This is a genomic window from Chitinivibrionales bacterium (assembly GCA_014728215.1).
In the GTDB taxonomy this organism is placed as follows: Bacteria; Fibrobacterota; Chitinivibrionia; order Chitinivibrionales; family WJKA01; genus WJKA01.
Map to the genome: position 1 here is coordinate 25,915 of WJLZ01000152.1, position 26,592 is coordinate 52,506.

Genomic DNA, 26,592 nt, shown 5'->3' on the forward strand with positions numbered 1-26,592 from the left:
CGCTGAGCTGAGGGATTCGACCTTCTTTTTCCGTGCCTTTCGGTGTGTTCGGAGGGTAAATAATTTCTTAATCATAAAGTAAGGAGACAGTTGAGCAATGCAGGATTTCAAGGCAGCCTACAAAACAATCATGGATGATCATTTTCCCAAAACAATGGAGATTTCATTTACCGGTGAGAACGGCAAACAGACACTTATGTTCGAGAAGGCATCATGGATAATCGACGGTGTCGAAAAGGGGCTGAGGTACGGCGAAAATCCGGGGCAGGAAGCGGCGTTGTACAAATTGATAAACGGCAACATATCCCTTGGCGGAGTGTCAACAATCCTTCCAGGAAAATATCTGGCCTCCGATATCGAACTTCTCCAGTCGGGTAAGCATCCGGGAAAAATCAATGTCACCGATGTCGATAATGCTCTGAATATCCTCCGCTATTTCTCCGACACACCCTGCACGGTAATTGTGAAGCACAATAACCCCTGTGGCGTTGCTAAAGGGAAAACGCTCGCCGAATCTTACCATAAGGCACTCATGGCCGACCGGATTGCGGCGTTCGGCGGAGCAATTGCACTCAACCGCCAGGTCGATAAGGAAACCGCCGAATTGATTTGCGGAAGTTATTCGGAAGTCGTTGCTGCACCGGAATTTGCCGACGGCGTAATGGACATGTTTGCGAAAAAGAAGAACCTGCGGGTCATGAGAATCGAAAATATCGCAAAACTCCAGGAGTATGTAGGACAGCGGTTCATCGATTTCAAATCTCTTATGGACGGCGGTATAATTGCCCAATGGTCTTATTCGCCCAGGGCGTTAACTAAAGATGATCTGACCCCGGCGCAAACAACCTACAAAGGTAATGAGTACAAAATACAACGGCTTCCAACCGACAAGGAATACGAAGACCTTCTGTTCGGATGGCTTGTGGAATCCGGGGTTACTTCAAATTCGGTAATTTATGTCAAAGACGGCGTTACGGTAGGAATCGGAACCGGTGAGCAGGATCGCGTGGGCGTTGCGGAAATCGCCCGGGATAAGGCATACCGGAAACTCGCCGACCGAATCTGCTGGGAACGGCATACAACAAGCTACGCGCTGCTGGATGATGCTGAAGCGAAAAAGGCAGTCGATAATGAGGTTGTCGAGAAAAAGGGCGGGCTTATCGGAAGCTGCATGATATCGGATGCGTTTTTTCCCTTTAAAGACGGTGTTGAAGTGGGAATTAATGAAGGCATCTCGGCGATTATCCAGCCCGGAGGCTCATTGCGCGACTTTGAATCCATTGAAGCCTGCAACGAGGCGAATGTTGCGATGGTCTATACCGGAGAACGGTCGTTCAAGCATTAAAATAAGGTGTTCGAAGTATTTTTCTCTGCCCTATCCTGTTGATGCTTTCAATGTATTATATTTTTTTTGAGAACATCCGTGAAATTGAGTGGTTACCTCATTTGTATAAAGGAAACGCCCATGCCCCTGGATCCAACCAAATACGCTGACTGGCAGATTGCCGAAGACGCCGAGAAACGGATGAAGAGCATATTCCAGCTCGGTGATGAGCTTGGTTTGACCAAAGAAGAGATTATTCCTAACGGTCATTATATCGGCAAGGTGGATTATGCATCGGTGCTGGAGCGGACAAAAAATAACCCAAATGGAAAATTCATTGAAGTCACGGCGATAACGCCGACTCCTTTTGGAGAGGGTAAATCAACCACCACGATGGGTATCTTGCAGGGCCTGGGAAAGCGTAACAAGAAGACCACCGCCTGCATCCGTCAGCCTTCAGGTGGCCCCACGATGAATATCAAGGGCTCTGCCGCCGGCGGCGGATTATGCCAGTGTATCCCTCTCACCGATTTTTCTCTTGGACTTACCGGCGATATCAATGCAGTCATGAATGCCCACAACCTCTGCATGGTTGCCCTTACCGCCCGTATGCAGCATGAATTTAATTACGACGACCAACAACTGGCGAAGCGGAACCTTAAGAGGATTAATATCGACCCCTATAATATCAATGTCGGATGGGTAATCGATTTCTGTGCCCAGGCGCTTCGGAGCATCATCATGGGAATCGGTGGTAAAATGGATGGTTTCATGATGCAGTCCAAGTTCAGTATCGCGGTCAGCTCCGAAGTCATGGCGATACTGGCCATATTCAACAACCTGGCCGATTTCCGGGAGCGTATGGGAAAAATTGTCGTTGCCTATGACAGGAAAGGCAACCCGGTTACTACCGAAGATCTCGAATGTGCCGGCGCCATGACCGCCTGGATGATGAGTGCGATCAATCCGAATCTGATGCAGTCGATCGAAGGGCAGCCCTGTTTGGTTCATGCCGGTCCCTTTGCCAATATTGCTTTAGGGCAGTCATCGATTGTTGCCGACAAGCTCTGTCTGAAGCTTGCCGATTATCATGTCACCGAATCGGGTTTCGGCGCCGATATCGGGTTCGAAAAATTCTGGAATGTAAAGTCACGCCTCTCCAACCATATTCCCGATGTGTCGGTAATTACCGCAACGATCCGGGGCCTGAAACATCATGGAGTCCGGGCCGGCGCTCCCCCCTGCCCTCCGGGCAAACCGATCCCCAAGGAGTATTTCTCCAAAAATCTTGCGTGGCTTGAAGAGGGCTTTAAAAACCTCTTGCATCATGTTAAAACCGTCAAGAAATCGGGCATTCCTCCCGTTGTCTGTATCAATGTTTTTCCCACCGATACCACCGATGAAATAAAGCTTGTCAAGAAATTGTGCGAGGATGCCGGTGCCCGGGTGGCGGTTTCAAACCACTGGCGCTACGGCGGGGAAGGAGCACAGGAACTTACCGACGCCATTTTAGATGCCTGCGAAGAGCCCAAAGAGTTCAAATATCTTTATTCTCTTGACACTCCCCTTCGCCGCCGTGTAGAATTGATAGCAAAAGAAGTATACGGGGCCGACGGCGTTTTTTATTCGCCCGAAGCCGAGGTAAAAGCCAGGGCGTTCGAAAAAGATCCGAAATACAACGACTACGCAACGGTCATGGTAAAAACCCACTTATCACTCTCCCATGACCCGACCTTGAAAGGAGCGCCCCGGGGGTGGACGCTTCCGGTGAGAGATTTCCTCACCTACGAAGGCGCCCGATTTATATGCCCGGTGGCGGGCAAAATAAATCTCATGCCCGGCTCCGGATCCGATCCCGCGTTCCGTAGAATCGATGTAGATACATCGACCGGAAAAGTCCGCGGACTATTCTGATTCTAAAAAGGAACAACCCTTATGACACAATCTATCCATACCAAAACTATCCCTTTAGATGGCGTTATTAAAGGCAAACGGAGTATTGAGCTGGGTAAACTACTCGAAAGCCACGGCGGTGGGCTCTTTAAAAAAATTATCGTGGATATGGAAGAAGTATCCTTTATCGATAGTTGCGGTGTGGGCGCCCTGCTCTATTATAACGGTGTGTTCCAAAAAGAAGGCATCGAACTAATTCTCGCCGTCCCCGACAATTGGCTCAAAGAATTCATCACCGACAGCAGACTGGAAGAGGTCATTACCGTTATTCCTGCCAATCGTACCCCATCATAAAGTCGTGAAAACCAGAATACCCGTTACCATATCGATTGCAAATCCAGATGACATTCCCAAAATACTGGATCTGCAGAAAAAAGTCTCTTCCTCTACAGGAAACTCGGATATCGGGTATTTACAACAGCCGATGAATATGCCGTGCCATTATGCTATCTGGAGAAATTCATTAACTGAATGCTTGCTCTGGCCCTGAGAATCATTTTGGTGTAATTAGAGCGCCATCCTGATCCATTACCCTCACATTCTCACTAATCCACGACTGCTGTCACGAGCAAATTCGACCAGCTGACGGATATCGTCATCACCGGGGAATGAATCGGTAAGATCCTGAATGGCGTCATTGATAAAGGGATGGTCTTTGAAAAGCATGCGGTAGGCCCGTTTGACTTTTCTTTGACGCTCCACGTCAAAGCCTCGTCGCTCGAGACCGATCTTGTTGATACTTCGGATACTGGGAGGATTTCCAGCGCAGAGGGCAAAGGGGACAACATCCATGTTAAGGTAACTTGTTGCGCCGATAAAGGCATAATCCCCTATTCTGCAGAACTGGTGAACAGCAACGACACCTCCGATGGTGACATAATTACCCACAGTCACATGACCAGCCATGGCAAGATTATTCGAGATGATTACATTTTCACCGATAACACAATCATGGGCGACATGGCAATAGGCCATAAGAAGACAATCTTTACCGATCGTGGTTTTCCCGAGGGCATTTGTTCCCCGGTTAAGCGTACAGAACTCACGAACAACGGTATTATCACCGATTATAAGCTCGGTATCTTCACCACCAAATTTCAGGTCCTGAGGGACAGTTCCAAGGGAAGCGCCTTTGAATACTTTGCAGTTTTTTCCAAGTCTCGTCCCAAAACCGATCAGGGCATGGGGACCGATCGTGCAGCCATTATCAATAATAACATTTTCTTCGACGATGGTGTAGGGTCCTATCTGGACATTATCACCGATTCGGGCGCCGGGACTTACGAGTGCAGTTTCATGTATGTTTTTTTGAGTCATATCATCGTTTTGTCAGCATTGCCATTAATTCGGCTTCACAGGTAACTTTGCCGTCGACAGTACATTTTCCTGCAAAGCGAATAGTTCCCCGTCTGTTCTGCAACAGTTCAACTTCAATACGCAAAAGGTCGCCGGGGCGAACCGGATTCCGAAAACGCGCTCTGTCGATACCCAGAAAAGCTATGGCTTTATCTTTTCCGAGTTTTTGGCCGTAGAGTCCCATAATACCCCCGGCCTGCGCCATTGCTTCCACCTGAAGAACGCCCGGCATAATCGGGTCTCCGGGGAAATGTCCCTGGAAAAAAGGATCGCTGAACGAAATGTTTTTTGTTGCAACGATACTCTTGTTGGGTTCGATATCGAGCACACTGTCGATAAGCAGGAATGGATACCGGTGCGGTAAAATGTCGAGGATATCCGAATGGTTCAATGCTTTTTTAATCTCGCCGGTCTTGGCCCGTTTTGATCGGGCAATCGATTGACGTATCTCTTTAGCCATGCGGTGGTTGGCCTCATGACCCGGACGGGAAGCAAGAATATGGGCTTTCAGCGGTTTGCCCAGAAGGTACAAATCACCTATGATATCGAGGGCTTTATGACGGCAGGGTTCGTTGTAGAACCGGAGTTTGACATTATTAACGAATCCGTTTTTGCCGGGCTTGATCGGACCTTTTTCATTGAAAAGCCGGAGCATATATTCAACATGTTCCTGGGTAATGTCTATATCCTGCACCATAAGGGCGCTGCTGAGGGTGCCGCCTTTGATATGGCCCTGTTCCCGCAGTTTTTCAATCCAGGATAAAAACGTGAATGTCCGCGCAGGAGCGAAATCATCAACAAACTCCTTCAGCGAAAACATCGTCGTATACTGAGCCCCCAGGGCCGGATGTTTATAATCGATAGCGCAGGTTAATCTGAAGTGATCGCAGGGGAATACACCCAGTGCCTGCTCCCCTTCGACATACGTCAGAGGCTCTTCAATGGTAAGGAACTCACGTTCGGCAGACTGTTCTATAATGCCGGCTTCCTTAACTAAATTAACATAGGGAAGCGCACTGCCGTCCATGAGCGGAATTTCTGATGAGTGAACTTCAACAAGACAGTTATCAATCTCCAGCCCGGCAAATGCAGCCATCAGGTGTTCCATAGAATAAATATTGACACCATCCTTGCCGATAGCGGTTTTCCATTCCAGATCGACAACATTGTCAATATCAGCCTGAATTTCAACGCGCTTGTCGATATCGGTTCTTACAAATCGGATACCATAATTTTCCGGAGCAGGATTCAGAGTGATCTTTGCCGGCTCCCCGGTATGAAGCCCGATCCCTTCAAGGGAAACCGATGTGCTGATTGTATGCTGACGAGCCATATCTACCGGTCCTTTCTCTATCTATTCCTCATCAGAAGACAAGGTTTCTTTTAATTGCTGAACTTCCCTTTTGAGCATTTTGAGTTCCTTTGCCATATCGGGAAGTGATAACTGCACCGCTTCAATACGACGTATTTTCATGATATCCCGCGCCGGACAACCGGTCATCTTTCTTCCCGATTCAACACCTTTGCTGATACCAGCTTTTGCCCCGATAAAAACATCATCCCCAATATTGACATGATCGGCAACCCCAACCTGCCCGGCAAGAATCGTTCTTTTACCGATATTGCAGCTTCCTGCAATACCGGTCTGTGCAGCCATGGCAGTATGATCATCAACCCTAACATTATGGGCAATATGAATGAGATTATCCAGTCGAGCCCCTTTGCCGATCCGGGTAGAACCGAACGACCCTCTGTCGATACAGGTATTGGCGCCAACCCAGGCATCATCATCGACAACAACATTACCAAATGATGGTATCCTGACCCATTCTCCGTTTTTGGTGCGGCCATTGGCAAACCCTTCACTGCCGATTATTGCACCGCATTCGATTATTACCCGATTGCCGACCCAACAATCACGGGTCACTTTTACACCAGCATGTATCCGGCAGTTTTCGCCGATCGAAACATTGTGTTCGACAACAACGTGAGCACCGATCACAGTTCCCGCCGCAATAGAACAATCATCACCGATTACGGCATAAGGACCTATTCGCACATCATCGGCAATAGTTGTATCGGAACCGACGATGGCAGTATTATGAACCGTGCCGTCCGCTGGAAGCCAGGTTTCAAAAAGCTGGGCTACCTTTGCATAACCCACATAAGGATTATCGACAACAAGTGAGATTTTACCTTCTACTTCCTGATCTTTGCGGGTAATAACCGCTCGGGCTTTACAATCTCGAACAGCATCAATAAAACGGGGATTAGAAAGAAATGTGATGCTTCGATCTGAAGCATATTCCGGAGAAGTAATTGAGTCTATTTCAATTCCGGCACTTTCCTGTGGAATTGAACATTGTAATATTTCGGCAATTTCTGATAATTTCATTGATAGTCAAAATAATTGATGTTTTCGGCCCTCGTGAAGATACTAAACGGGCAGTGCCGGAGTCTACTTTTTTAAAGAATTGGAGTGATGGAATGATGGAGTAATGAAGTAACGGGATTCTTTATATTTACCCTGCTTCATTACTCCTTTTTTCTTCTTATTCCTGAGCGTTGAGCACTTTGAGGACACGCCCGGTCAGATCAAAACCTTTTTTGGCAAAGATTACGCCACCCGCGCTTTCATCAAAGATATAATCATAATGCTCTTCTTTGGCGATTTTATCGATAATCACCCGCATTTTTTCAATAATCGGCTTGGTAAGCTCGACATTCTTTTTGACAACTTCGCCTTCCTGACCAAATTTCTGCTGCAGAAATTCCTGATACTGGGCGTATTTCTGTTTGATCTTGTCTTCAAGCTCCTTCCGCCGTTCGGAACTGAGCATCAGGCTCTGCTTTTCGAGCTGTTCCTGAAGTTCCTTGATCTCTTTCTGGCGATCGGTTGCTTCCTGCTCCCATTTGGCAGCTTCCTTGTCAAACTTCTCCTGGGCCTCTTTTGTGCCCTCATACTCCTTGAATATTTTCTGCGAGTTAATGAATCCGATTTTCAACTCGGCAAAAATTAGTGAACTTGCGCCCAAAACGGCCAGAACGGCAATCCGGACATGACGTGATAAAAGCATAAAACCTCCTAGGTTATTAAATTTCGAAACACAAAATACGATATTGTGCAGTGGACACCCAATCATCCACTGCCTCACTCAGGATCCTGTACCGATTTTTTCGGGATTGTTCCAGTTTTAGAACCCTTTGTTCATAATAAAATGTGTCTTCAGGTGCGGCTGGAACCGGTCGTAAAAATGGCCTTTCTTATCAGGATCCGAGAGGCCCCAACCAAAATCAAACCCGATAAGTCCGAGCATGGGAACCATGAGGCGGAATCCGAGACCAAGGCCCGGATACATATCGGCAAAATCGACCGCATCGAGACTACTCCAGGTATTTCCAAGATCGGCAAAAGCTGCAAGATAGAGCTGCTGTTCGAGAATCGGAAATCTGAGTTCCGACGATAGCGACAGCATGGCAATACCGTCTTCGTTCATAAAGCCCCGTTCATACCGACCACCAAAGGAAAATTCATCATACCCCCTGATAACGGCATCGACACCATAGACACCACCCGCGGTAAACAGATCGTAGCGGGAAATGACAATCGGTCCTTTGCCCAGCGGCTCGATAAGACCGAATTTAACCCTGCTGCCCAGGACAAATTTCCAGAACAGAGGGAAATAGTTATCGATACCTACCGTGCCTTTCAGGTATTTGAAATCTCCGCCAAGACCGGAGATCTCAGGTGAAATATAAAAATTCGAACCCCGTGAAGGAAAGAGCGGCATATCGGTATCGTCTCTCCTGAGTGTAAAACTCACCCGGCTGAGCCATCCTTTATGCTTTACTTCCAGACGGTTGCTTTTATAAAGAACATCTTGATCCCAGTACTCTTCTTCCCTACTGATTCGGTAGCTCATGGATGCATAAAAGAAGTCGTCGGGCCATTTAAGCTCCCGCCCTATACCAAAGGTCGCTCCATAGCTCTGCAGAATATCATCGTTATCGTCACTATACTGGGTCCTGCTGAAAAAGAGACTTCCCGAAAGACGGGTGGGACTGTCGAATGCCCAGGGCTCGGTAAAACCGGCCGAGAGGTGCTGACGCCGCTTTCCGTATTCGAGCGCCAGATCGAGCTGCTGTCCTGCGCCGCGGAAATTGGGTATGGAAGTCGAGAATGTTCCCACAAAACCGTCAACCTGACTGTAGGCCGCGCCAAGCTGAAGCTGGCCGATATTCTCCTTTTCGGTAATATCGAATACAAAATCGACTGTACCGTCTTCATTGGGCCGCAAATCAGGCACGACATTATCGAAATAGTTGAGCTGATAAATATCACGCACACTCCGCATCATGAGCGACTGCTTGTATTTCTGACCGGGCATCAGCTTGATTTTCCGGCGTATCACCTTCTCCCGCGTTTTGTTATTACCTACGATATCGACCTTGCGGACAATAGCAGGAATACTCTCAGATATGTCGAATGTTACATCAATGGTATCCCCGCGATAATGCCGTTGATCATCAAGCTGCACCCACAAATACCCTTCCTCTCGATACCGAGTGGTAAGCGCTTCCTTAGTAAAATCGAATTTGGTTTTATTGAAAGGTTTTCCGTTTTGCAGGGCTACCTGGGCCTCGAGCTGATATTTTTCGAGCACTTTATTGCCCGTAAAGTATACATCACCGAAATAATACTGCTTTCCTTCGTTAATCTCGACCATGATATAAACATTTCGCTTATCGTCACCAACCCAGAATGTATCATCCACCACCTCGGCATCAAGATATCCTTCATTGTTATAAAAAAGGATAAGCGAATCGAGGTGGGACCGGTAGTCTTCAATATCAAAATCACCGCCGAAAATAAATTTTCGTTCGTTTGTTTTGAATTTTCTTTTAAGCTTACTTTCCTTAAACGCCTCATTGCCTTTGAAGGTGATTTCTTTCACCCGAACCTTTTGGCCCTCATTTATTTTGAATTTGGCAATGATTCTTCCGGGTGCTTTGGTTTCGATTCGTTCACAGGAGACATCGGCAAGCATGTACCCTTTCTCTGCATAGAGATCTTTGAGTGCCTGAATACTCTCATACTCAAGCGAATTACTCAGGGCCTGGCCGCTGCTGATCGTCAAAACTTCTTCGAAATCATTTTCTTTAAGCTTTTTATTTCCCGCATATTCGATTGATTCGATAATGGGATACTCTTTCACCTGCAGAACAAGTGACACCGTTGAATCGGTCTCGTTTTCGACCAAAACTTTTACCGATTCAAAAAGCCCCAGCCGGTACAGGTTTTTAATTCCCTCCTGGATTTTCCTTAAATCAAATTCCGCTCCATCCTTCAGTGGAATCTGACCACGCACCATTGCCGCCCGGCTCTCAACCACCAAACCATCAACCTTAATGGTATCCAGAACAAGCCGTTCGGCCCTGAGAACGCTTGAGAGGACAACAACAAAAACAACACCGGATAAAAACAATTTCGTTAGTGAAGTCATATATAAATCACCCTTAAAATTTTAATAGTTTCTAAATCGCTTAATGGGCACCTGAAGCTGCATCCGCACCTGCGGATTATACTGCAACGCATCATCGCCCATGTAAAATCCTTGAGTCAATTCCATCATGAAATATTTTGCCGGCACAAATTCGAGACCGATGCTGTATTCGGGTCTCAGAAGTGTATCAACCGGCATCAATTCACCGCGAGCCTTTACAAAAAAGAGATCTCGAAGAAAGTAGCGCCCGATGGTAATTCCCATATTTGCCAGTAAGTTCCACTGGTTTCCAAGTTGCTCGTATTCTCGCTTATAAAGGTAGTAAAAATAATTCGATGCGATTGATGTTTCAAAGCTAATGACATCAAGCCGCAACTTTTTAGCCAGTCTCCTTTCAAATCGCTGAAGAAAGTAGCGATGAATATACTGCTCGCCGAAATTTGTAACAAACTCGCCGGCGCCCTCAAAGGTTGAAAAGCGAAGGCCGGCCTCCCGGTAAAAATCCCGTTCCGACCCACCGGGAATCTCTTCAAAGGATGATGACACATGAAAAGTGAAATTCGGAAGACTGTCAATCTGTTCATTATCACCGGTTTTTTCACGGTCTCCACCGGTCCGCACCCGTTTGGGCGGCATTAACGCCACTCTCCCCTTTTCGGAGACCGCACCGGTAACAGGGTCGGTCACCTTGAGTGAAAGCTTGACCCGGTCGATACGACTGGTGTCGGAAAAAGCTTCGGCGCTCCCCCAAATTATCGGATAGTTGTTATAATCACCATTACCGGTTTTTTGAGGAGCAAATTCAACGCCAACATCGATATTGCGGTTAAATGTTTTTCCAAAGAAAACATCACCACGATGACTGGTTGCACTACCATAGATCCTGAAAGAACCATCATCAATTTTACCACGGGGAGAAATAACCGAGTTCTGATCTACAACGAGATTACAGAAACGCATGTATGCTCGTTTTTTCCCACGCAGTTCATAAAAATACACTGTGTTTCGTCGAGGTTTCACATCGATCTCCCACTCAACATACGGCAAGGGATCGAACTCCCACGGAAGAGGCTCGTAAATGAAGGGAAAAGTGAATTCCATATCACGAAGAACCATGGTACCGACTATTTTCGGCTGGTCGATCGGTCCACAAAGGGCAAAAGCCTCAAATGGTGATTTTGCAGCGAATTCTATGCCACCCACGGCGCCTATTTCCATGAATCCCGGAATATGAAGGTCTACCCCCCGTTTGGGCGTCTGGACCAGAAATACCCCGAAATCCAGCGGACCAACCATCAGTGGATCATATCCCTTGGGTATTGCATGACTCGTTGTAATGGATATGGGCTTGTTCCTGATTTTTCCTTCAAGAAAAGCATGAACCCTTGCCGATTTATCGACCGATAACTCTATGGAAAAATCTTTTACTTGGTCGGGCACATAAACGCCGACTTCCAGCTCTCCCTCAGGAATCGACAGCGTACCTTCCTGCACGACCCATCGGTCTGCAGTGGCCTGCAGAGAAGCATTGACCGTCCCCTTTCCCGTGCCGCCGATCGGGCCTTCATGATTGTGATTGAGTGTCGCAAGCAAATCACCTTCAACCGAAGCCGTCAGCGCAAGCGTATCGAACTCGCCAGGCTCATTGGCGATAAACGAAAAGGGAATAAAACCGGACGCTTCTACTGTCGAGCGGTTTGAATCGGACGCGGTAATATGGGTAAAATCCAGCCCGCCGTCGGTTACAATAAAAGACAAGCCAGGACTATCGAAGCTCCATTTGTCAAAAGCTATTCTCTTCGAGTGAGCATCAACAATAATATCATCTTCCGAAAGCTCGCTCCGGAATGTTCCCGATATTGAACCATCAAGACTCTCCCTGATAGAATTACCCGATTCGATAAGCGAAACCAGAGGGACGTCTTCAAAGGAGCCCGAAAAAGAAAACCCCTCGTCGGCAAAAAGTGTATCCAAAGCAATAATTGCTCTCTTATCTTTTCTGATTACCGCGGGAAGGACCGTTACTGTTTTTCCTTTTACGGCAACGGCAAGATCTGTCGATAAACCATCAAGCCCGACGACTGTTGCATTTCGAACATGCATCTCACCATGGCTTATGATTTCATCGGCTATATCTGTACACCGGAATTTTCCATAGATACTTCCCTCGGTTATCGGGGCATCACCCCCAAAAAACCATTTGTTGCAGGCACGCAAAGAGACACTGTCCGCATTGAACTCAAGGTCCATACTTCCCCGCGCTCCCGGGCGGATAATCCCGCTGCCTGCCAGCCCTCCCAACAGATGAAGTGAATCGATTTCAATCGAATCTTTACGCCAGATACCTTCAGCCCAGATCGGAAAGAGCGTATCGGACATTTGCAGCTGCTTTTCACTGACTCTCCAGTAGACCGGTGCCGAATCTCCTCTTAAGCGCTGAAATCCAAGGTAAATATTACCCTTAAGCCGGGAAGAATGAATACCTAAAAGAGCACTTCCTTCAAATTGCGGCAAGGCCCCTTTTATGGTAGCGTTCAATCTCGAGTGCTGTATCGAATTCATGAAATCGGAGGGCATAAACGACAGCAGAGCGGTGGTTGATTTATGATCGACCTCCAGAGAGCATGTCAATCCCGGATTGCTGCTCCAGGCACTGTCGAGAATACCTTTGATAGTAAATCCGGCATTGTTTTCCGGTGAACTGCCAAAGGTGATAGTATTATTTCTGAGTGTCAGCTCAAGCGCAGGATCTCCCAGCGGTGTTTCACCAACAACGACATTTTCCCCCTTTGCATTTGAACGTACCAGTATACGGGCCCCTTTTCCCTCTATACTGCCGCTGGAAATTATACGGCCGCGGAAATTTTCCAAAGCAGGAAGTGTATCGATGGTAATCATGTAATCCATTGAGTAGGACGGCGACTTCCCGGCATAACGTACCTTTCCGGATGTGCCGAACTGTATGCCTTCACCTTGAATAAAAAGGGAATCTACCAGGGCTTCTCCTTTTTCAAGCCTTATCAACCCACTGCTTTCGGTTAAGGGTATTCCCAATACACTCAATCCGCCGAGAGAGAGACGGAGAGCGGGAAATGGTTCATTTATATTTTGTATTACGTTTAAGGTAAGCCAGGCATTGCCCAGAATATTTTGTCCCATAAAATCGGGCATAGAGGGAAACAACTTGTCGAGATTAATATTCTGTGCGGCAAATGACATCTTCGAAACATCCTGTTGAGCAAAATCCCACTGTCCCCTGCAATCGACATCAACATCGCGCCAGAAACAGGAGGCCGAATCCACGAAGACAGTCGCACCGTCACATCGCAGCCGAATCGCGATATCCGACAAGGTTTCATCTCCCTTGCCAAAGGAACAGACCCCATTATCTACAGTAAACCAGCCCCGGGCATCGACCAGTCCTGCACGAAGGGTATCACTGATAAAAAACTCGCATACACCATCAACAACACCTTCCGTGAGTACAACCGATTTAAGATAAAGGGGTTTTCGGATACGTGCATGGTCGAGGCGTAATGACAACCGATGCCGTTCTTTTTTCCGGGAAAACATTCCCGAAAAGGACATGTTTCTTTTTCGTGAAGCTATTTTCCCTCTGCAATCAAAAAACACCCCTGCATCATCGGCCCATATCCGTCCATCAAGTTGCTCGCCGAAATCAAGAGGATTTCCATGGTTGTCGATAAAGCGGGCAGTTCCTTTTTTTATATAAAGATATTCGAGCGGTAAATCGTCGGGAAAAGAAAAGGCCGGCGCCCCGGGCCCGGTATCCCGTTCTTTCCGGGATGAAGTATCCGGGTTAAACAATGCGACCGCCACATGGGGTTCGAGCAAAATCACCTTATCGATACTCCGTCCGAAATCACCTTTTGTCTGCAGCAATTTAAGAAGAGAAAAACTGACTTTAATGTCGTTGACCGTCAGATTAAGGGCATAGAGGGGGATGTCGAGCCTGACATTAACCAGAAGAGCGGAGAGGAAACCGAGGCGGACTTTCTCGACATCAAAAGAACCGCCAACAAGGGGAGAGATATGTTGTATCAGGATGCGCTCCAGGTTCCTTTGTTTTTCGAGGAACCTGACCCCCTGATACAACACAATACTCAGAGTAAAAATCGAAATGAAAAAGACAAGTACCCACTTACGTGGTTTCATGTGCTGTTTTTGTTTTGGTAAAAGACAGCTTCTCGCCTTTTAATTCGACATTGATCGTATCATTATCTGAGAAGCGTTCGTTAAGGAACTCTTCAGCGAGTGGATCCTCAAGCAGTCGCTGTATGGATCTGCGCAACGGACGGGCCCCGAGGATCGGATCGAACCCGTGCTCGACGATAAATTTCTTCGCGTTTTTTGAGACCTGTAATTTGATGTTACGATCCGCCAACCGGTCTTCAACTTCGCGAAGCTGAATGTCGACAATCTGACCGATCTCTTTTTTGCCCAGCGGACGGAACACAATCGTATCGTCCACACGGTTAAGAAATTCGGGATTGAATATCCGCTTGAGTTCATCCATGACTTTGCTACGCATGGCTTCATAATCGGAAGATTCGGTAGGTTTTCCAAAGCCGACGGTACCACTCTTTTTGACATCACGCGTCCCTGCATTCGAGGTCATGATGATGATGCAGTTTTTAAAATTAACCCGCCGACCGTACGAATCGGTCAGGATACCATCATCGAGTATCTGCAGAAGCAGATTGAATACATCCTGATGGGCCTTTTCGATTTCGTCCAGAAGAATTACCGAGTAAGGCTTCTTCCTGATCTTCTCGGTCAGCTGGCCACCTTCTTCGTATCCCACATATCCTGGAGGCGCTCCGATTAACCGTGAGACCGCAAATTTTTCCATGTACTCCGACATGTCGATTCGCACCAGTGCATCTTCGCTATCGAACAGGCTTTCGGCGATCGTTTTGGCCAGTTCGGTTTTACCCACACCGGTAGGTCCAAGGAAGATAAAGGATGCAATCGGACGCCGCACACTGTGCAATCCGGCACGGGAACGACGAATACTCTTGGCGATCGCCGTTAAGGCTTCATCCTGGCCGATAACCCGCTCCCGCAATTCATCTTCGAGATGAAGCAGTTTCTTCGATTCCTCTTCTTCAAGCCGCGAAAGAGGAATCCCGGTCATCGTCGCGATTACCGAAACAACCGTGCTTTCATCAACCAGCAGCCGTTCTTCGGTTTTATTTCGTCGCCAGATAGCCTTCTTTTCAAGCAGTGCGCCTTTGAGTTTTTCCTGCTTGTCTCTCAGTTTGGCGGCGCGTTCAAATTCCTGATTTTCGACAGCCTTTTCTTTCTCCTTGACAACTTCGGATATCTCCTTATCCATGTCCCGGATTTCGGTGGGAATCTCCATACTGGAAAGCCTTTTCCGTGCCCCGGCTTCATCAATGACATCGATTGCCTTATCGGGGAGAAAACGATCGGAGATATAGCGATCGGACAATCTGACCGCCGCATCGATTGCCTTATCAGAATAGGTAACCTTATGGTGATCTTCGTAATTGTGGCGAAGTCCCCGAAGGATTTTGAATGTTTCCTGCGCATTGGGCGGATCCACCATAATTGTCTGGAATCTTCGGGCAAGAGCACCATCCTTTTCGACATATTTGCGGTATTCATCGAGCGTGGTTGCACCGATACACTGTATTTCGCCCCGGGACAAGGCCGGTTTGAAAATATTGGATGCATCGAGACTGCCTTCAGAACCGCCTGCGCCGACAATGGTGTGAAGCTCATCGATAAATATCACGATATTTTCGTTTTTCTGCAGCTCAGTCATCAGAGCCTTCAACCGCTCTTCAAACTGGCCCCGATATTTCGTTCCAGCCACCATCGATGCCATGTCAAGGTTAATCACCCGTTTGTTCTCGAGCACCTGGGGAATTTCTTTGGCAATGATCTTCTGAGCAAGACCTTCAACGATCGCCGTTTTTCCAATGCCGGGCTCACCGATAAGGACCGGATTATTCTTTTTCCGGCGACTCAGAATCTGAACTACCCGTTCGATCTCTTTTTCCCGCCCGATAACCGGGTCGAGTTTGCTTTCAGTCGCCAACGCAGTAATATCACGCCCGAAATGATCAAGGAAAGGTGTTTTACTCTTTTCTCTGGGCGCACTTCCGACCGTTTCACCACCTCGGAGCACTTTATTGATTTCATCTTTGACCTTATCGTATTCAAGCCCGGCAGCGGCGAGAGCATTGGCCCCGGCCGATTCGGTATCTTTCATCAGCGCAAGGAGCAGATGTTCGGTACCGATATACTTGTGTGACATGGAACGGGCCTCATTGGCCGCAATTTCCAACACTTTTTTTGCCCGGGGAGTAAAGGGTAGCATCTGGCCGATAGTCATCATTCCGCCTGTCGACGTAATCGCTTTTTCGATATTCTGTGAAAGCACGTCAAGATCGACCCCGAGGCTTCTTAAGACTGCAACAGCAACGCCGTCACCTTCTTTAATAAGCCCCAGAAGTAGATGTTCGGTTCCGACATAGTCGTTTCCGAGTCTTACCGATTCCTCGCGGGCAATCTGCATTACTTTTTTTACTCTGTCTGTAAACATACCATTCATAATTTAAGTTCTTCCTCCAAGATAGGTTTTTACGAGTGTTGCTCGTTGTCGGCAAAGTTTTTCGGGTGATAAAATTTTCCCGGCCGCCATCTGAATATGCGCCGGCAAAACCATTAACATCAGACGATTCAGCTCGCCGATGGATACTATATTAATTAAATTAGAATAAATCCCAAATCTTATTATGGATGCAAGATTGAAAAATTCATCGACCGTCATTATCCTCGCAAAAGAAAAAATACCATATGCGCGATAAATTTTGTCGATCAGCTCATCTTTTGCATACCGAACGATCTTTTTTCGGGCTTTCCTCTCATGATCGATAATCTCTTCAATCATCTTCTTTGTGTTTGCCAGGAAATTTTCTTCCGATGCACCCAGGGTCGCATGATTCGAAAACTGGAAAAAGCTTCCGTATACTTCCGAATGCTCCCCAAAGAATCCCCGTGTTGAAATACCGGTCTGGCTTGCCGCCTGGAGAATCTGATCTATGGTTTTTGTAAGAACAAGCCCCGGCAAATGGAGCAGAAAGGATACCCGAAGACCGGTACCGGAGTTTGTGGGGCAACTGGTCAAAAAGCCACGCTGTGAATCAAAGGCAAAGGTAAGCTTACGGCCAACCTTATTATCCAGCTCATCGAGCGTATCCCACAGTTCATCGGGACGATACCCCGAATCCATCCCGAGCATCCTCAGGTGGTCCTCTTCATTGACCAGTACAGTAACGCGGTGAGAATCTATCTGGATTACCCCACGATCGCCTTCGCAATGAAGAAATTCGGGGCTGACAATGCGCTCCTCGACAAGAAACTGACGATTTATTTCGGGAAGAGAGCAAAAATTAACCGAAGGACACGATTTATAGTCTTCGATTTGCCCGATTGCTCCGGTAATCTCTTCGTAAATTGTCTTTTTTTCAAAGAGCGATGCCAACCCGGGAAAGCGCCGTCCATCTAGATTACGGGCAAGCCGTATTCTTGTTGAGATGACTACATCATTTTCAGGACCGGAATTGTCCAGCCACGGAGGGACAATGTCTACCCGTGATGACACCATTACTTATGCTCAATAGTATTTTTTGATTCAGCAGCATCAGCTTCAATGCTTCGGATAGTATCGCGAATAGCAGCTGCAAGTTCAAATTCTTCATTTTTCACCGCCCGGTCCAGCTGAATACGCAACTGCCCGAGAGATACCGGGCTTGTTTGCACACTCCCTCCCGGAACATATCGCTTCCCCCGATGCACGCAGGAGCCGTGAACCTGCTTCAACATGCCGTCGATCTCATTCTGAAACGAACGGTAACACTCCGAACATCCGAGTTTTCCATTTGTCTGAAATTGCGAAAACGGCATGCGGCAATTGCTGCAATATATCTCTTTTGCAGCCATCGGGGGTTGCTGAAGCTTTATCGACTCCGGCATAACATCACCGGTTGCAACACTGACATTGATTCCCTTTTTCTGGGCACACTCTTCACATAAATGCAAAACGGTTGTCTGCCCGTTGATTATTTGTGTCAAATGAACATTGGCCTGATTCGCGCCACACACTTCACATTTGCTCATATGATAATCCTTTTTCTGTATTGCATCTATTTACAAACACTTGCAACCGTCTTCATTTTTTGCCCTCTCGAATCAGAGCCTCAAAGCCTCTGTCGTGCCGATCAATTCTAAGTTTTACTTATTACCGTCCCATCTTCAATATAAATTGTTTGCGTCATACCTTGCGAAAGCCGGTCGTTATGTGTTGCCACAATAAAGGTTTGCCTGAGTTCTTTATTTGCCTTGCAAAAGAGATCCAGAAGAAGCTGACTGTTTTCTCTGTCAAGATTTCCGGTAGGTTCATCGGCAAGAACAATTGTGGGCTCATTAAACAAGGCCCGCGCAAGAGCGATTCTCTGCCGCTCCCCTCCGGAGAGTTCCGAGGGAAAATGAGTGCCCCTTCGGGACAACCCCATTATATCGAGTAATTCCTTTGCTCTGGGCATACACTCCGTTTTCGACTTACCGCAGATCAACCCGGGCATCAGCACATTTTCGATTGCAGTAAAATCGGGCAACAAATGATGGAACTGAAAGACGAATCCGACTTCATGGCTGCGAAAGGACGCAAGTTCCCGGGGCTTCATACGGCCAAGGTCTTTGTGTGCTATCTCGACCGAGCCGGTAGTAGGCTTATCAAGTCCGCCGATTATCTGTAACAGCGTAGTTTTGCCCGCTCCCGAAATACCTACCAGCGCTACCATTCCTCCTTTTTCAATCGAAAAGGATGCGCTGCGAATAACCTCGAGCTTCCCGGCATCATCAACAAAAGATTTTGTTACATTGTCTACTTTTATCATAATATTTTCTTAGTTCCTACTCTATCCGCAACGATTCTGCAGGAAGAATACGGGATGCTTTCCAGGCCGGATAGAGCGTTGCCAGAAAACAGATAATATTGGCCGAAAGATATATGCTCCATATATCGATTGTGCGGATATGAATCGGAAGAGTCGTAATAAAATAAATGTCTCCTGGAAGAGGAATCAATTGGTATTTATATTGTATATATGAAAGAACCGAACCCGCCAGAACACCCAGTGTCGAGCCGATCAGACCGATTATCACGCCATTGAGCATGAAAATTTTCATGATTGTTTTTGACGTGGTTCCCATGCCCATGAGAATTCCGATTTCGCGCCGTTTTTCCATGATCATCATGACAAGAGAACAGATAATATTAAATGCGGCAACAACAATGATAAGGGAGATAACAATGAAAATTATCAACCGCTCGAGTTTCATCCATTTAAACAGGCTCTTGTTCTGACTTTTCCAGTCAACGGATCTGTAGGGATACCCATCGACATGCTCGACAACACTTTCTGCAATCTTATCGGCCTGGTAAACGTTGGTGGTTTTTATCTGAATGCCTTCGACCCCTTTTGTGTCAAAGAGTTCCTGTGCCGATGCAATCGAGGTATAGACCAGGTTCAAATCGTACTCATACATACCGGTTTCAAATACGCCGGTGACCGAAAACTTTCCGGCCCGAACACTCGACATGATATCCATTTGATCTTCAACGGCAGGAATCGTTCCCAGAATCACCTCCGACCCTGTTCTGACACCAAGCTTATTGGCAAGTCCCATTCCTATCAGTATTCCGGGCAATACATTTCCTTCATTCGACTCCAACGAATCGAGATTCAGGTCTCCGATCACAATGGTATTTCTTAAATCGGTAACCGTTGCTTCAAGAGAATCATCGATACCCATGATAAGATTTCCCTCCTGCACGCCTTCATGCTCGATAAGGCCTTTACCGCTGATATAGGGAGACGCGGCAACGACATCGGGATGATCGAGTATTCTGGTGCGGAGCGAATCGTAATTATCGATTGGACGACTGAAATACTGAAGAATACGTGCGTCGGCAAAAATGCCGATTATCCGGTTACGAACCTCCCTTTCAAATCCGTTGGCAACACAGAGCGCCACAATAAGAACAAAGCTTCCTAAGAATACTCCTGCAGCAGAAATATAAGCTATAAAGGAAATAAATCCGTTTTTTCTTTTTCCGCGAAGATAGCGGAGTGCAATAAACCATTCCATTCGGTTTTTTACTATTTCTTGTTGATTGTTGATTTTATCTGCTGTTTCATAACCGGTGCACCATTAGCCCGGTTTACCGGAGGCATTCTCCGGCTCAAAATAAAGAATACGTATCAACAGCCTTAAAACAGCTTTTCAATGAAAGATGCATCTTATAAAAAATAATTAATAACCGCAGCAGGCTACTCAGGACGGAGCAGCGGAAACAAAACAACATCACGTAATGTGTTTGCATTGGTGAGCAGGGCAACTATTCTGTCGATACCCATTCCCCACCCTGACATAGGCGGCATCCCGTATTCCATGCAGGTAAGAAAATCATCCTCACCAACCATTGCCTCGCTTTCACCCTCAGCCCGTATCTCTGCCTGTTGCTTGAAACGTTCTGCCTGATCGAGAGGATCAACCAGCTCTGAATAGGCATTCACGACTTCCCATCCATTGACCACAAGCTGAAACCGGTCGACAACCCGGGGGTTTTCATCATTCCGTCGTGCCAAAGGAGAGAGGTCGAGGGGGTGATGAATGACAAAAACCGGATCGATGAGATCGGGACGAGACATTTTCTTATACAACTGGTCGATAATCGTACCCCGTCCCGCCTTCTTCAAATCCACTTCCTCGCTGAGATCAATCCCTTCACTTTTGATTGCTTCTAAAAGCTTCTCTTTGTTTGGACATTCGTAGATATCGACACCGGTGTCCTGAAGGATCAGATCCCGGAAAGAAATACGGGGCCATGATGTTTCGAAATTGATTTCCGTATCGCCGTATTTCACCACCACACTTCCATTGACTTCCATGAGAAGGTGTTTAATCAGCCGTTCGGTAAAAACCATGTTGTCTTCGTAGTTCCAATAGGCAACATAATATTCTAAAAGCGTAAAATCGGGAAGATGGGATGAATCGACTCCTTCATTACGAAATGAACGGGCAAATTCGTATACTTTTTCGAACCCCCCTGCGATAGCACGTTTCAGATATGTTTCAGGAGCTATTCGCATATAGACATCCATATCCAGAGCATTGTAGTGAGTTACAAAAGGCGTGGCCAGCGCACCACTTGCTTTGTTCTGAAGGATCGGAGTTTCAATTTCATAAAAACCGTTATTGTTCAGGTAATTACGAATTGCAGCCACGATTTTAGTACGCTTTTTGAACCGGTGCAGCACCTCGGGTGACATGGCCATATCGAGATATCGCCGCCGGAGGCGCTGTTCGGGATCGGTAAGCCCATGGAACTTCTCGGGTAAAGGCCGCAATGATTTGGAAAGAAACTTCCACTTCAAAACATTAATCGATTTTTCACCTTTTTTCGTGGTAATCATTTCGCCTTCAATACCGATGAAATCGCCGACATCCACTAATTTTTTCAGAGGATCGAATTTTTCTCTGAGAACATCTTTCTGAGCGGCAAACTGGATCCTGCCGTGAAAGTCCTGAAGATGGCCGAAAATCAATTTGCCGAACTGACGGATCGACATGACACGACCGGCTACAAGCACAGGTTTATGGCCATCCTCGAGCGCTTTGGCGATAGCACAGTTATGAGTTCTTTCAAAACGTTCTGCATAAGCATTATTATACAGCAGTCTTAAATCTTTGATTTTATCGATGCGGGCCTGCATCTGATCATTAATTGGTTCCTGGTTTTCCACGAATGAAAACTCCATATTTTAAATTGAGAAAAACAGACACTTTATTATAAATCAAGAAAATAGTACATACTACCCCGGAAAATAAAGGATTGCGCCCAAACAGGAAATTCGAATAAAAGGGGCTCTTTACACCCGGCACCTGCAACGGCTTGACACACAGCCTTTCTCACCCCCCGCCATCAAATGATTTCATATCCTGTCGCCACAGCCATACCTGATATATTTTCTTGGAGCGGCACAGGGCATATTATTGAGAGCTCCCTAATTAAATGCCTCTGTTCTCCGTCATTCCGGTCCCGATGCTACATCGGGAGAATCCAGTCTTTTGGCGACAGATGGATGCCGGATTCCCGAATCAAGTTAGAGACAGGCAAGTCCGGCATGACGCGCCCTTAGGTTGTTAATTAGAGAGATTTCAATAGTACACTAAAGTATACTAAAAAACCAGAATCATCCATTCTACCATTACCGGGACATTCCTATGCTGATAGAATCAACCTATATCCACGGGTACCAACTTCTGAAAATCAAAAAAGAACTGAATCTGAATTCCGATCTTACCGAACTCAGGCAGATCATCGAAGAGTACGTCGAAAAGGGTCCGATTAATATTGCATTGAAATTCACCGACGATTCTTATCTCTATACAAAATCCATCGCGAGCCTGGTACAGTCATTTGAAATGGTACGAGATCACGGCGGAAAAATGGCGGTGATCAATCCCAACGAGGACATTATCGAGGTGCTCAACACTGTGGGATTTACTGATCTGGTAAAAATCTGCAAAAACGAAGAAGAACTCGCCAAGGTATAAATCACGGCCTGAGGGAGTCGAACCCCCAACCCTCTGGTCCGAAGCCAGATGCTCTATCCATTGAGCTAAGGCCGCATATTTCCTTTAAATATACTCTCCGGAGATCAGAGAAGAGAAAAAAACGGTCACACCATCAATAGATAAATTATATTATCTATAATATGTAGGCTGGCTGGTATACCATAACAATCTCGGTTTTCCCGTACTGTTCCGAATCGGGGAAAGCGGTTCATAAATGCACTTTCACGGTCGATTTTTACGATAATTTGAGCAGTCCTGTTTTAACCGCGTAATTTAATTATATGCAATCCACATCTCCCACACTACGCGACCATTATGATATTGTCATTATCGGCGCCGGACCATCAGGACTGAATGCTCTCCGGAGTATCAACCGGTCGGGAGAAAAAGTCTCCATCCTGCTGGTAGATAAATCGCTTCCCTGGGAGCGACCGATTCCGTGCGCTGAAGCTGTTGGCAGACTCGGTTTTCACGAGGCCGTCGAAATCAAAAAATCGTGGATCCGTTTTGAAGTCAGCAATGCTACATTCCACTCTCCCGACAACACGGTCATACAGTATTCCGACAAAAAAAAAGGATATGTTATCAACCGCGCACTTATGCAGCAGGATTTGTTTAATGAAGGAATCGAGCATGGAATTGATTGCAGAACAAATATTGCCGTCACCAGAGTATCCGTGCCCGAAAACTCCCGTCGCACCATACATTTTTCAAACGGTTCTCAGACTTCCTGCTCCTGGATAATCGATGCATCAGGGCCGAACTCCAGGTTCGGAAAAGGCGAAAAAATCACCTGGAAAAATTTCGATTTGGAACCCGCCTATTTTGCCGTAGTGAAGAATGTCGATATTCCTACCGACACCGTGCACATACAGGTAGGAAAAGCGCTTGCCCCCGGAGGTTATGCGTGGGTATTTCCACGGGAAGAAGGTATCGCAAACATCGGTGTTTTAGTGGGAAAGGCATATCGAAGCAAGATCAATATCAGGGTTCTGCTCGATACATACATACAAAACTATTTTCCCGGGGGAGAGATTATTCAACGCTTTGCCGGACCGATCCCCTGCGGGTATGAACGTTCCACACTCGCCGTTAAGGGCCTGATAAAAACCGGCGATGCCGCCAATACAATCAACCCTGTCTCACGGGCCGGCATTGTGGAAGCCATGATTTCGGGTAAGCTTGCCGGTGAGTATGCCCTGAAAATGCTTGGAGCATCAACCGAAAAGCAGATTACAAAACTCGGAAAAGAATACGAAAAAGCATGGTATGAAAAACGCGGGAAACGTCACCAGAAACTGGCAAAAGTGAAAAACTCACTGGCAAAAGTCCCGGATACCGACTACAATAGTGCCGCCCGCGCACTCAGCGATATCCCCCAGCGGGAAATGACCATGTCAAAAATATTCAAAACCAGCCTGAGTCGATTCCCCCGCCTTGTGTGGGCCATGAGGCACCTTATGTAGAGTCGAAAGTCGAAGTCTGTACTTTTACTTAACCTCAGCCTCAATCAATCCGCTTCACCGGCCATCTTTTCGTAGAATTTCGCAAACTCCCATTTCGCGGGATTATCATCGGAAAGTTTCATCAGTTTCATTGCTTCGGATGGGTGGGCGTTGAGAACACCTGAAATCATATAGGGAACCGAGTAACCCCATTCAAACTCTTTGCGCAGAGGAAGGATCGTGCTGCCGATCACATCGAGTATCGGGTGGATATCGAATTTGGGATTTTTCAAAAAACCAACCAGGAGTTCGAGCGGACAGTTTCCCGCAGCTCTTCCAAGGCCATACAGGGTTCCATCGAGATAATTGGCCTCCTTGATAATCGCTTCGATAGTGTTTGCATAGGCAAGCTGCTGCTGATTGTGACAGTGAATGCCTACCTCTTTGGTCTTCAGGTACCGTTTGAACTTGTTTACCAGGTAATCGACATCTTCACTGTAGAGCGCACCGAAACTGTCGACAATATAACAGGCAACGATCTTGGTTTCTTCTTCGATCTGATGCAACGCTTCATCAAGCTCCCGCTCGAGCGCATGCGAAACCGCCATAATATTAATTGTGGCCAGATACCCCTTGTCGGTTGCATTATTCGCCAGCTTAATTGCTTTGTCAACATCTTTCACATAGGTCGCTACTCTGATCATATCGACAGCGCTCTCTTCTTTAGGAAGGATATCTTCGGGAGAAGCTTTATGTGCATCCTGCATCACCGCAAGCTTTGTATTGTTTTTTTCAACACCTTCAACGGCCTTCTGTACCATATCTTCGTCGCAGAAACGCCAAGGACCGTAATCACTGGGGGAGAAATGATCTTTGCTGTTTCTGTATCCTATTTCGATAATATCGACACCTGCGGCACACAGGGCTTTGTAAACATTTTTGACTGTTTGCAGTGAAAATTTGGAGTCATTCATTAAACCACCGTCGCGTATTGTGCAATCGGTCACTTTGATCTGAGGCCTGTACATGGAACTTTCCTCCAGCGTTTGCATTAGTTTTTCTATTTCATTCGAACTTTCTAAAATATATTAACGCATCTCCCATATTCCCATCAAAACCGACGCTTAATAGAGGATTAATCATATCTTCATTTTTCTCTTACCCTTAGCTAATCCGTTATGATATACTGAAACCAGATGAAAACTGCGATTATTCACGAATGGCTGGTAACCGTGGCCGGGGCCGAAAGTGTACTCCAGTCGATTTACAATCTGTATCCCGGTGATATTTTCACGCTCTTTCACGATCCTGAGGGCGTCAAGGATACGCTGTGGGAAAATGTTACCGTCACTACATCCATGCTCCAGCACATGCCCCTTGGAAAAAAGCATCATCGAATCTACCTCCCGCTTTTTCCCATGGCGGTTGAGCAATTCGATCTGCGGGATTACAACATCATTCTTTCATCATCCTATGCGGTATGCAAAGGCGCACTCAACTCATCCGACCAGCTCCACATCTGCTATTGTCACTCCCCCATGCGCTATGTATGGGACCTGACATTCGAATATCTCGAAACAGCCGGCCTCAACGGAGGACTGAAAAGCTTCCTGGTTCGTTTGATATTTCATTACATTCGTTTATGGGATGCCATATCGTCGAAACGAGTCAATAAATTTGTCGCCAATTCCAATTACATCGCCAACCGGATCCGGCAATGCTACAACCGCGAAGCGACCGTGATTTATCCCCCTGTTGATATCGACCGGTTCAAACTGAGCAACCGACGGGACAACTATTTCATCACCATTTCACGACTGGTGCCCTATAAACGGATCGATCTGATTATCCGGGCATTCAATGAACTCGACCTGCCGCTGGTTATTATCGGTGATGGGCCCTCCAAAAGTGCCCTCAAGAAGATCGCCGGTAAAAACATCACCTTCCTTGGCCATCTCCCCTCCCCGCAACTCGATGAATACCTTCGTAATGCCCGGGCCTTTGTCTTTTCGGCCGAAGAAGACTTCGGGATTGTCAACGTTGAAGCCCAGGCATCAGGCATACCGGTAATCGCCTACGGACGCGGCGGTGCACTGGAAACGGTTATCGAAGGACAAACGGGGATTTTCTTTTATAAACAGGATTGTACAAGCATCATTACTGCAATCAAGCAGTTCCTTCAAACCGAAGACAATTTCGATCCGGCGGTAATCCGCAAAAACGCCGAGCAGTTTCCGCGCGCGCGATTCGAAAGAGAATTCAAGGAATTTGTGGATAAGGCCTGGGAGGAATTCCCGTATAAGTAGGAAGT

At 46.8% G+C, this 26,592-nt stretch carries 19 protein-coding genes and 1 tRNA gene; 6 read left to right on the forward strand and 14 right to left on the reverse strand.

The genetic code is table 11. The features are described 5' to 3' along the window. Nucleotides 1–97 precede the first annotated feature (97 nt). The 3 genes from GF401_13270 to GF401_13280 all read left to right on the forward strand — a co-directional run bounded on the left by GF401_13270 (nucleotide 98) and on the right by GF401_13280 (nucleotide 3,571). Nucleotides 98–1,345: an IMP cyclohydrolase gene (locus tag GF401_13270; GenBank protein ID MBD3346027.1), complete on the forward strand. Its 1,248-nt coding sequence runs from the start codon at nucleotides 98–100 to the stop codon at nucleotides 1,343–1,345. A gap of 120 nt (nucleotides 1,346–1,465) precedes the next feature. Next, nucleotides 1,466–3,238, forward strand: coding sequence for a formate--tetrahydrofolate ligase (locus tag GF401_13275; GenBank protein MBD3346028.1), 1,773 nt, complete (start codon nucleotides 1,466–1,468; stop codon nucleotides 3,236–3,238). A gap of 21 nt (nucleotides 3,239–3,259) precedes the next feature. Continuing rightward, entirely contained in the window at nucleotides 3,260–3,571 is a 312-nt protein-coding gene (locus tag GF401_13280; GenBank protein ID MBD3346029.1) for an STAS domain-containing protein, read from the forward strand. A 240-nt stretch (nucleotides 3,572–3,811) separates the two neighbouring features. Here GF401_13280 and lpxA read toward each other — a convergent pair whose 3' ends face one another. The 12 genes from lpxA to lysS all read right to left on the reverse strand — a co-directional run bounded on the left by lpxA (nucleotide 3,812) and on the right by lysS (nucleotide 22,016). Beyond that, the gene (lpxA, locus tag GF401_13285) at nucleotides 3,812–4,594 is read right to left on the reverse strand and encodes an acyl-ACP--UDP-N-acetylglucosamine O-acyltransferase (protein MBD3346030.1); all 783 of its coding nucleotides are present in this window, start codon (nucleotides 4,592–4,594) and stop codon (nucleotides 3,812–3,814) included. A 1-nt stretch (nucleotide 4,595) separates the two neighbouring features. Next, the gene (locus GF401_13290) at nucleotides 4,596–5,966 is read right to left on the reverse strand and encodes a bifunctional UDP-3-O-[3-hydroxymyristoyl] N-acetylglucosamine deacetylase/3-hydroxyacyl-ACP dehydratase (protein MBD3346031.1); all 1,371 of its coding nucleotides are present in this window, start codon (nucleotides 5,964–5,966) and stop codon (nucleotides 4,596–4,598) included. A 21-nt stretch (nucleotides 5,967–5,987) separates the two neighbouring features. After that, a complete protein-coding gene (gene lpxD, locus GF401_13295) occupies nucleotides 5,988–7,028 on the reverse strand; it encodes a UDP-3-O-(3-hydroxymyristoyl)glucosamine N-acyltransferase (GenBank protein ID MBD3346032.1) in 1,041 nt (346 codons plus the stop codon). Between the two features lie 157 nt (nucleotides 7,029–7,185). Then, nucleotides 7,186–7,788, reverse strand: a complete 603-nt coding sequence (locus GF401_13300) for an OmpH family outer membrane protein (GenBank protein MBD3346033.1) — start codon at nucleotides 7,786–7,788, stop codon at nucleotides 7,186–7,188. A gap of 39 nt (nucleotides 7,789–7,827) precedes the next feature. Next, nucleotides 7,828–10,137 (reverse strand): outer membrane protein assembly factor BamA, encoded by a 2,310-nt coding sequence (gene bamA / locus GF401_13305; protein ID MBD3346034.1) that lies wholly within the window; start codon nucleotides 10,135–10,137, stop codon nucleotides 7,828–7,830. A gap of 21 nt (nucleotides 10,138–10,158) precedes the next feature. Continuing rightward, nucleotides 10,159–14,313: a hypothetical protein gene (locus tag GF401_13310; GenBank protein MBD3346035.1), complete on the reverse strand. Its 4,155-nt coding sequence runs from the start codon at nucleotides 14,311–14,313 to the stop codon at nucleotides 10,159–10,161. Then, entirely contained in the window at nucleotides 14,300–16,741 is a 2,442-nt protein-coding gene (locus GF401_13315; GenBank protein MBD3346036.1) for an AAA domain-containing protein, read from the reverse strand. The genes GF401_13310 and GF401_13315 overlap by 14 nt, the downstream gene beginning before the upstream one ends. 3 nt (nucleotides 16,742–16,744) lie before the next feature. Next, nucleotides 16,745–17,797, reverse strand: coding sequence for an ATP--guanido phosphotransferase (locus GF401_13320; protein ID MBD3346037.1), 1,053 nt, complete (start codon nucleotides 17,795–17,797; stop codon nucleotides 16,745–16,747). Further along, the gene (locus GF401_13325; GenBank protein ID MBD3346038.1) at nucleotides 17,797–18,309 is read right to left on the reverse strand and encodes a hypothetical protein; all 513 of its coding nucleotides are present in this window, start codon (nucleotides 18,307–18,309) and stop codon (nucleotides 17,797–17,799) included. Before GF401_13325 ends, GF401_13320 begins: the two co-directional genes overlap by 1 nt. 107 nt (nucleotides 18,310–18,416) lie before the next feature. Further along, entirely contained in the window at nucleotides 18,417–19,088 is a 672-nt protein-coding gene (locus GF401_13330) for an ATP-binding cassette domain-containing protein (protein MBD3346039.1), read from the reverse strand. Between the two features lie 16 nt (nucleotides 19,089–19,104). After that, on the reverse strand, nucleotides 19,105–20,343 hold the full coding sequence (locus GF401_13335; GenBank protein MBD3346040.1) for an FtsX-like permease family protein: 1,239 nt from the start codon (nucleotides 20,341–20,343) through the stop codon (nucleotides 19,105–19,107). Between the two features lie 182 nt (nucleotides 20,344–20,525). Beyond that, entirely contained in the window at nucleotides 20,526–22,016 is a 1,491-nt protein-coding gene (gene lysS / locus GF401_13340; protein MBD3346041.1) for a lysine--tRNA ligase, read from the reverse strand. Between the two features lie 466 nt (nucleotides 22,017–22,482). Between lysS and GF401_13345 the strand changes: the two genes are divergently transcribed. Beyond that, nucleotides 22,483–22,815, forward strand: a complete 333-nt coding sequence (locus GF401_13345) for an STAS domain-containing protein (protein MBD3346042.1) — start codon at nucleotides 22,483–22,485, stop codon at nucleotides 22,813–22,815. A gap of 2 nt (nucleotides 22,816–22,817) precedes the next feature. Here the strand turns inward: GF401_13345 and GF401_13350 are convergent. Next, nucleotides 22,818–22,890 (reverse strand) — tRNA-Arg (locus tag GF401_13350). A gap of 227 nt (nucleotides 22,891–23,117) precedes the next feature. Here GF401_13350 and GF401_13355 point away from each other — a divergent pair. Beyond that, entirely contained in the window at nucleotides 23,118–24,302 is a 1,185-nt protein-coding gene (locus GF401_13355; protein MBD3346043.1) for a geranylgeranyl reductase family protein, read from the forward strand. A gap of 44 nt (nucleotides 24,303–24,346) precedes the next feature. Here the strand turns inward: GF401_13355 and GF401_13360 are convergent, their stop codons facing one another. Continuing rightward, the gene (locus GF401_13360) at nucleotides 24,347–25,309 is read right to left on the reverse strand and encodes a nucleoid-structuring protein H-NS (GenBank protein ID MBD3346044.1); all 963 of its coding nucleotides are present in this window, start codon (nucleotides 25,307–25,309) and stop codon (nucleotides 24,347–24,349) included. Nucleotides 25,310–25,477: 168 nt separating this feature from the next. On the opposite strand from GF401_13360, the gene GF401_13365 reads away from it, so the two are divergent. Beyond that, nucleotides 25,478–26,587 (forward strand): glycosyltransferase, encoded by a 1,110-nt coding sequence (locus tag GF401_13365; GenBank protein MBD3346045.1) that lies wholly within the window; start codon nucleotides 25,478–25,480, stop codon nucleotides 26,585–26,587. Nucleotides 26,588–26,592: the final 5 nt, after the last annotated feature.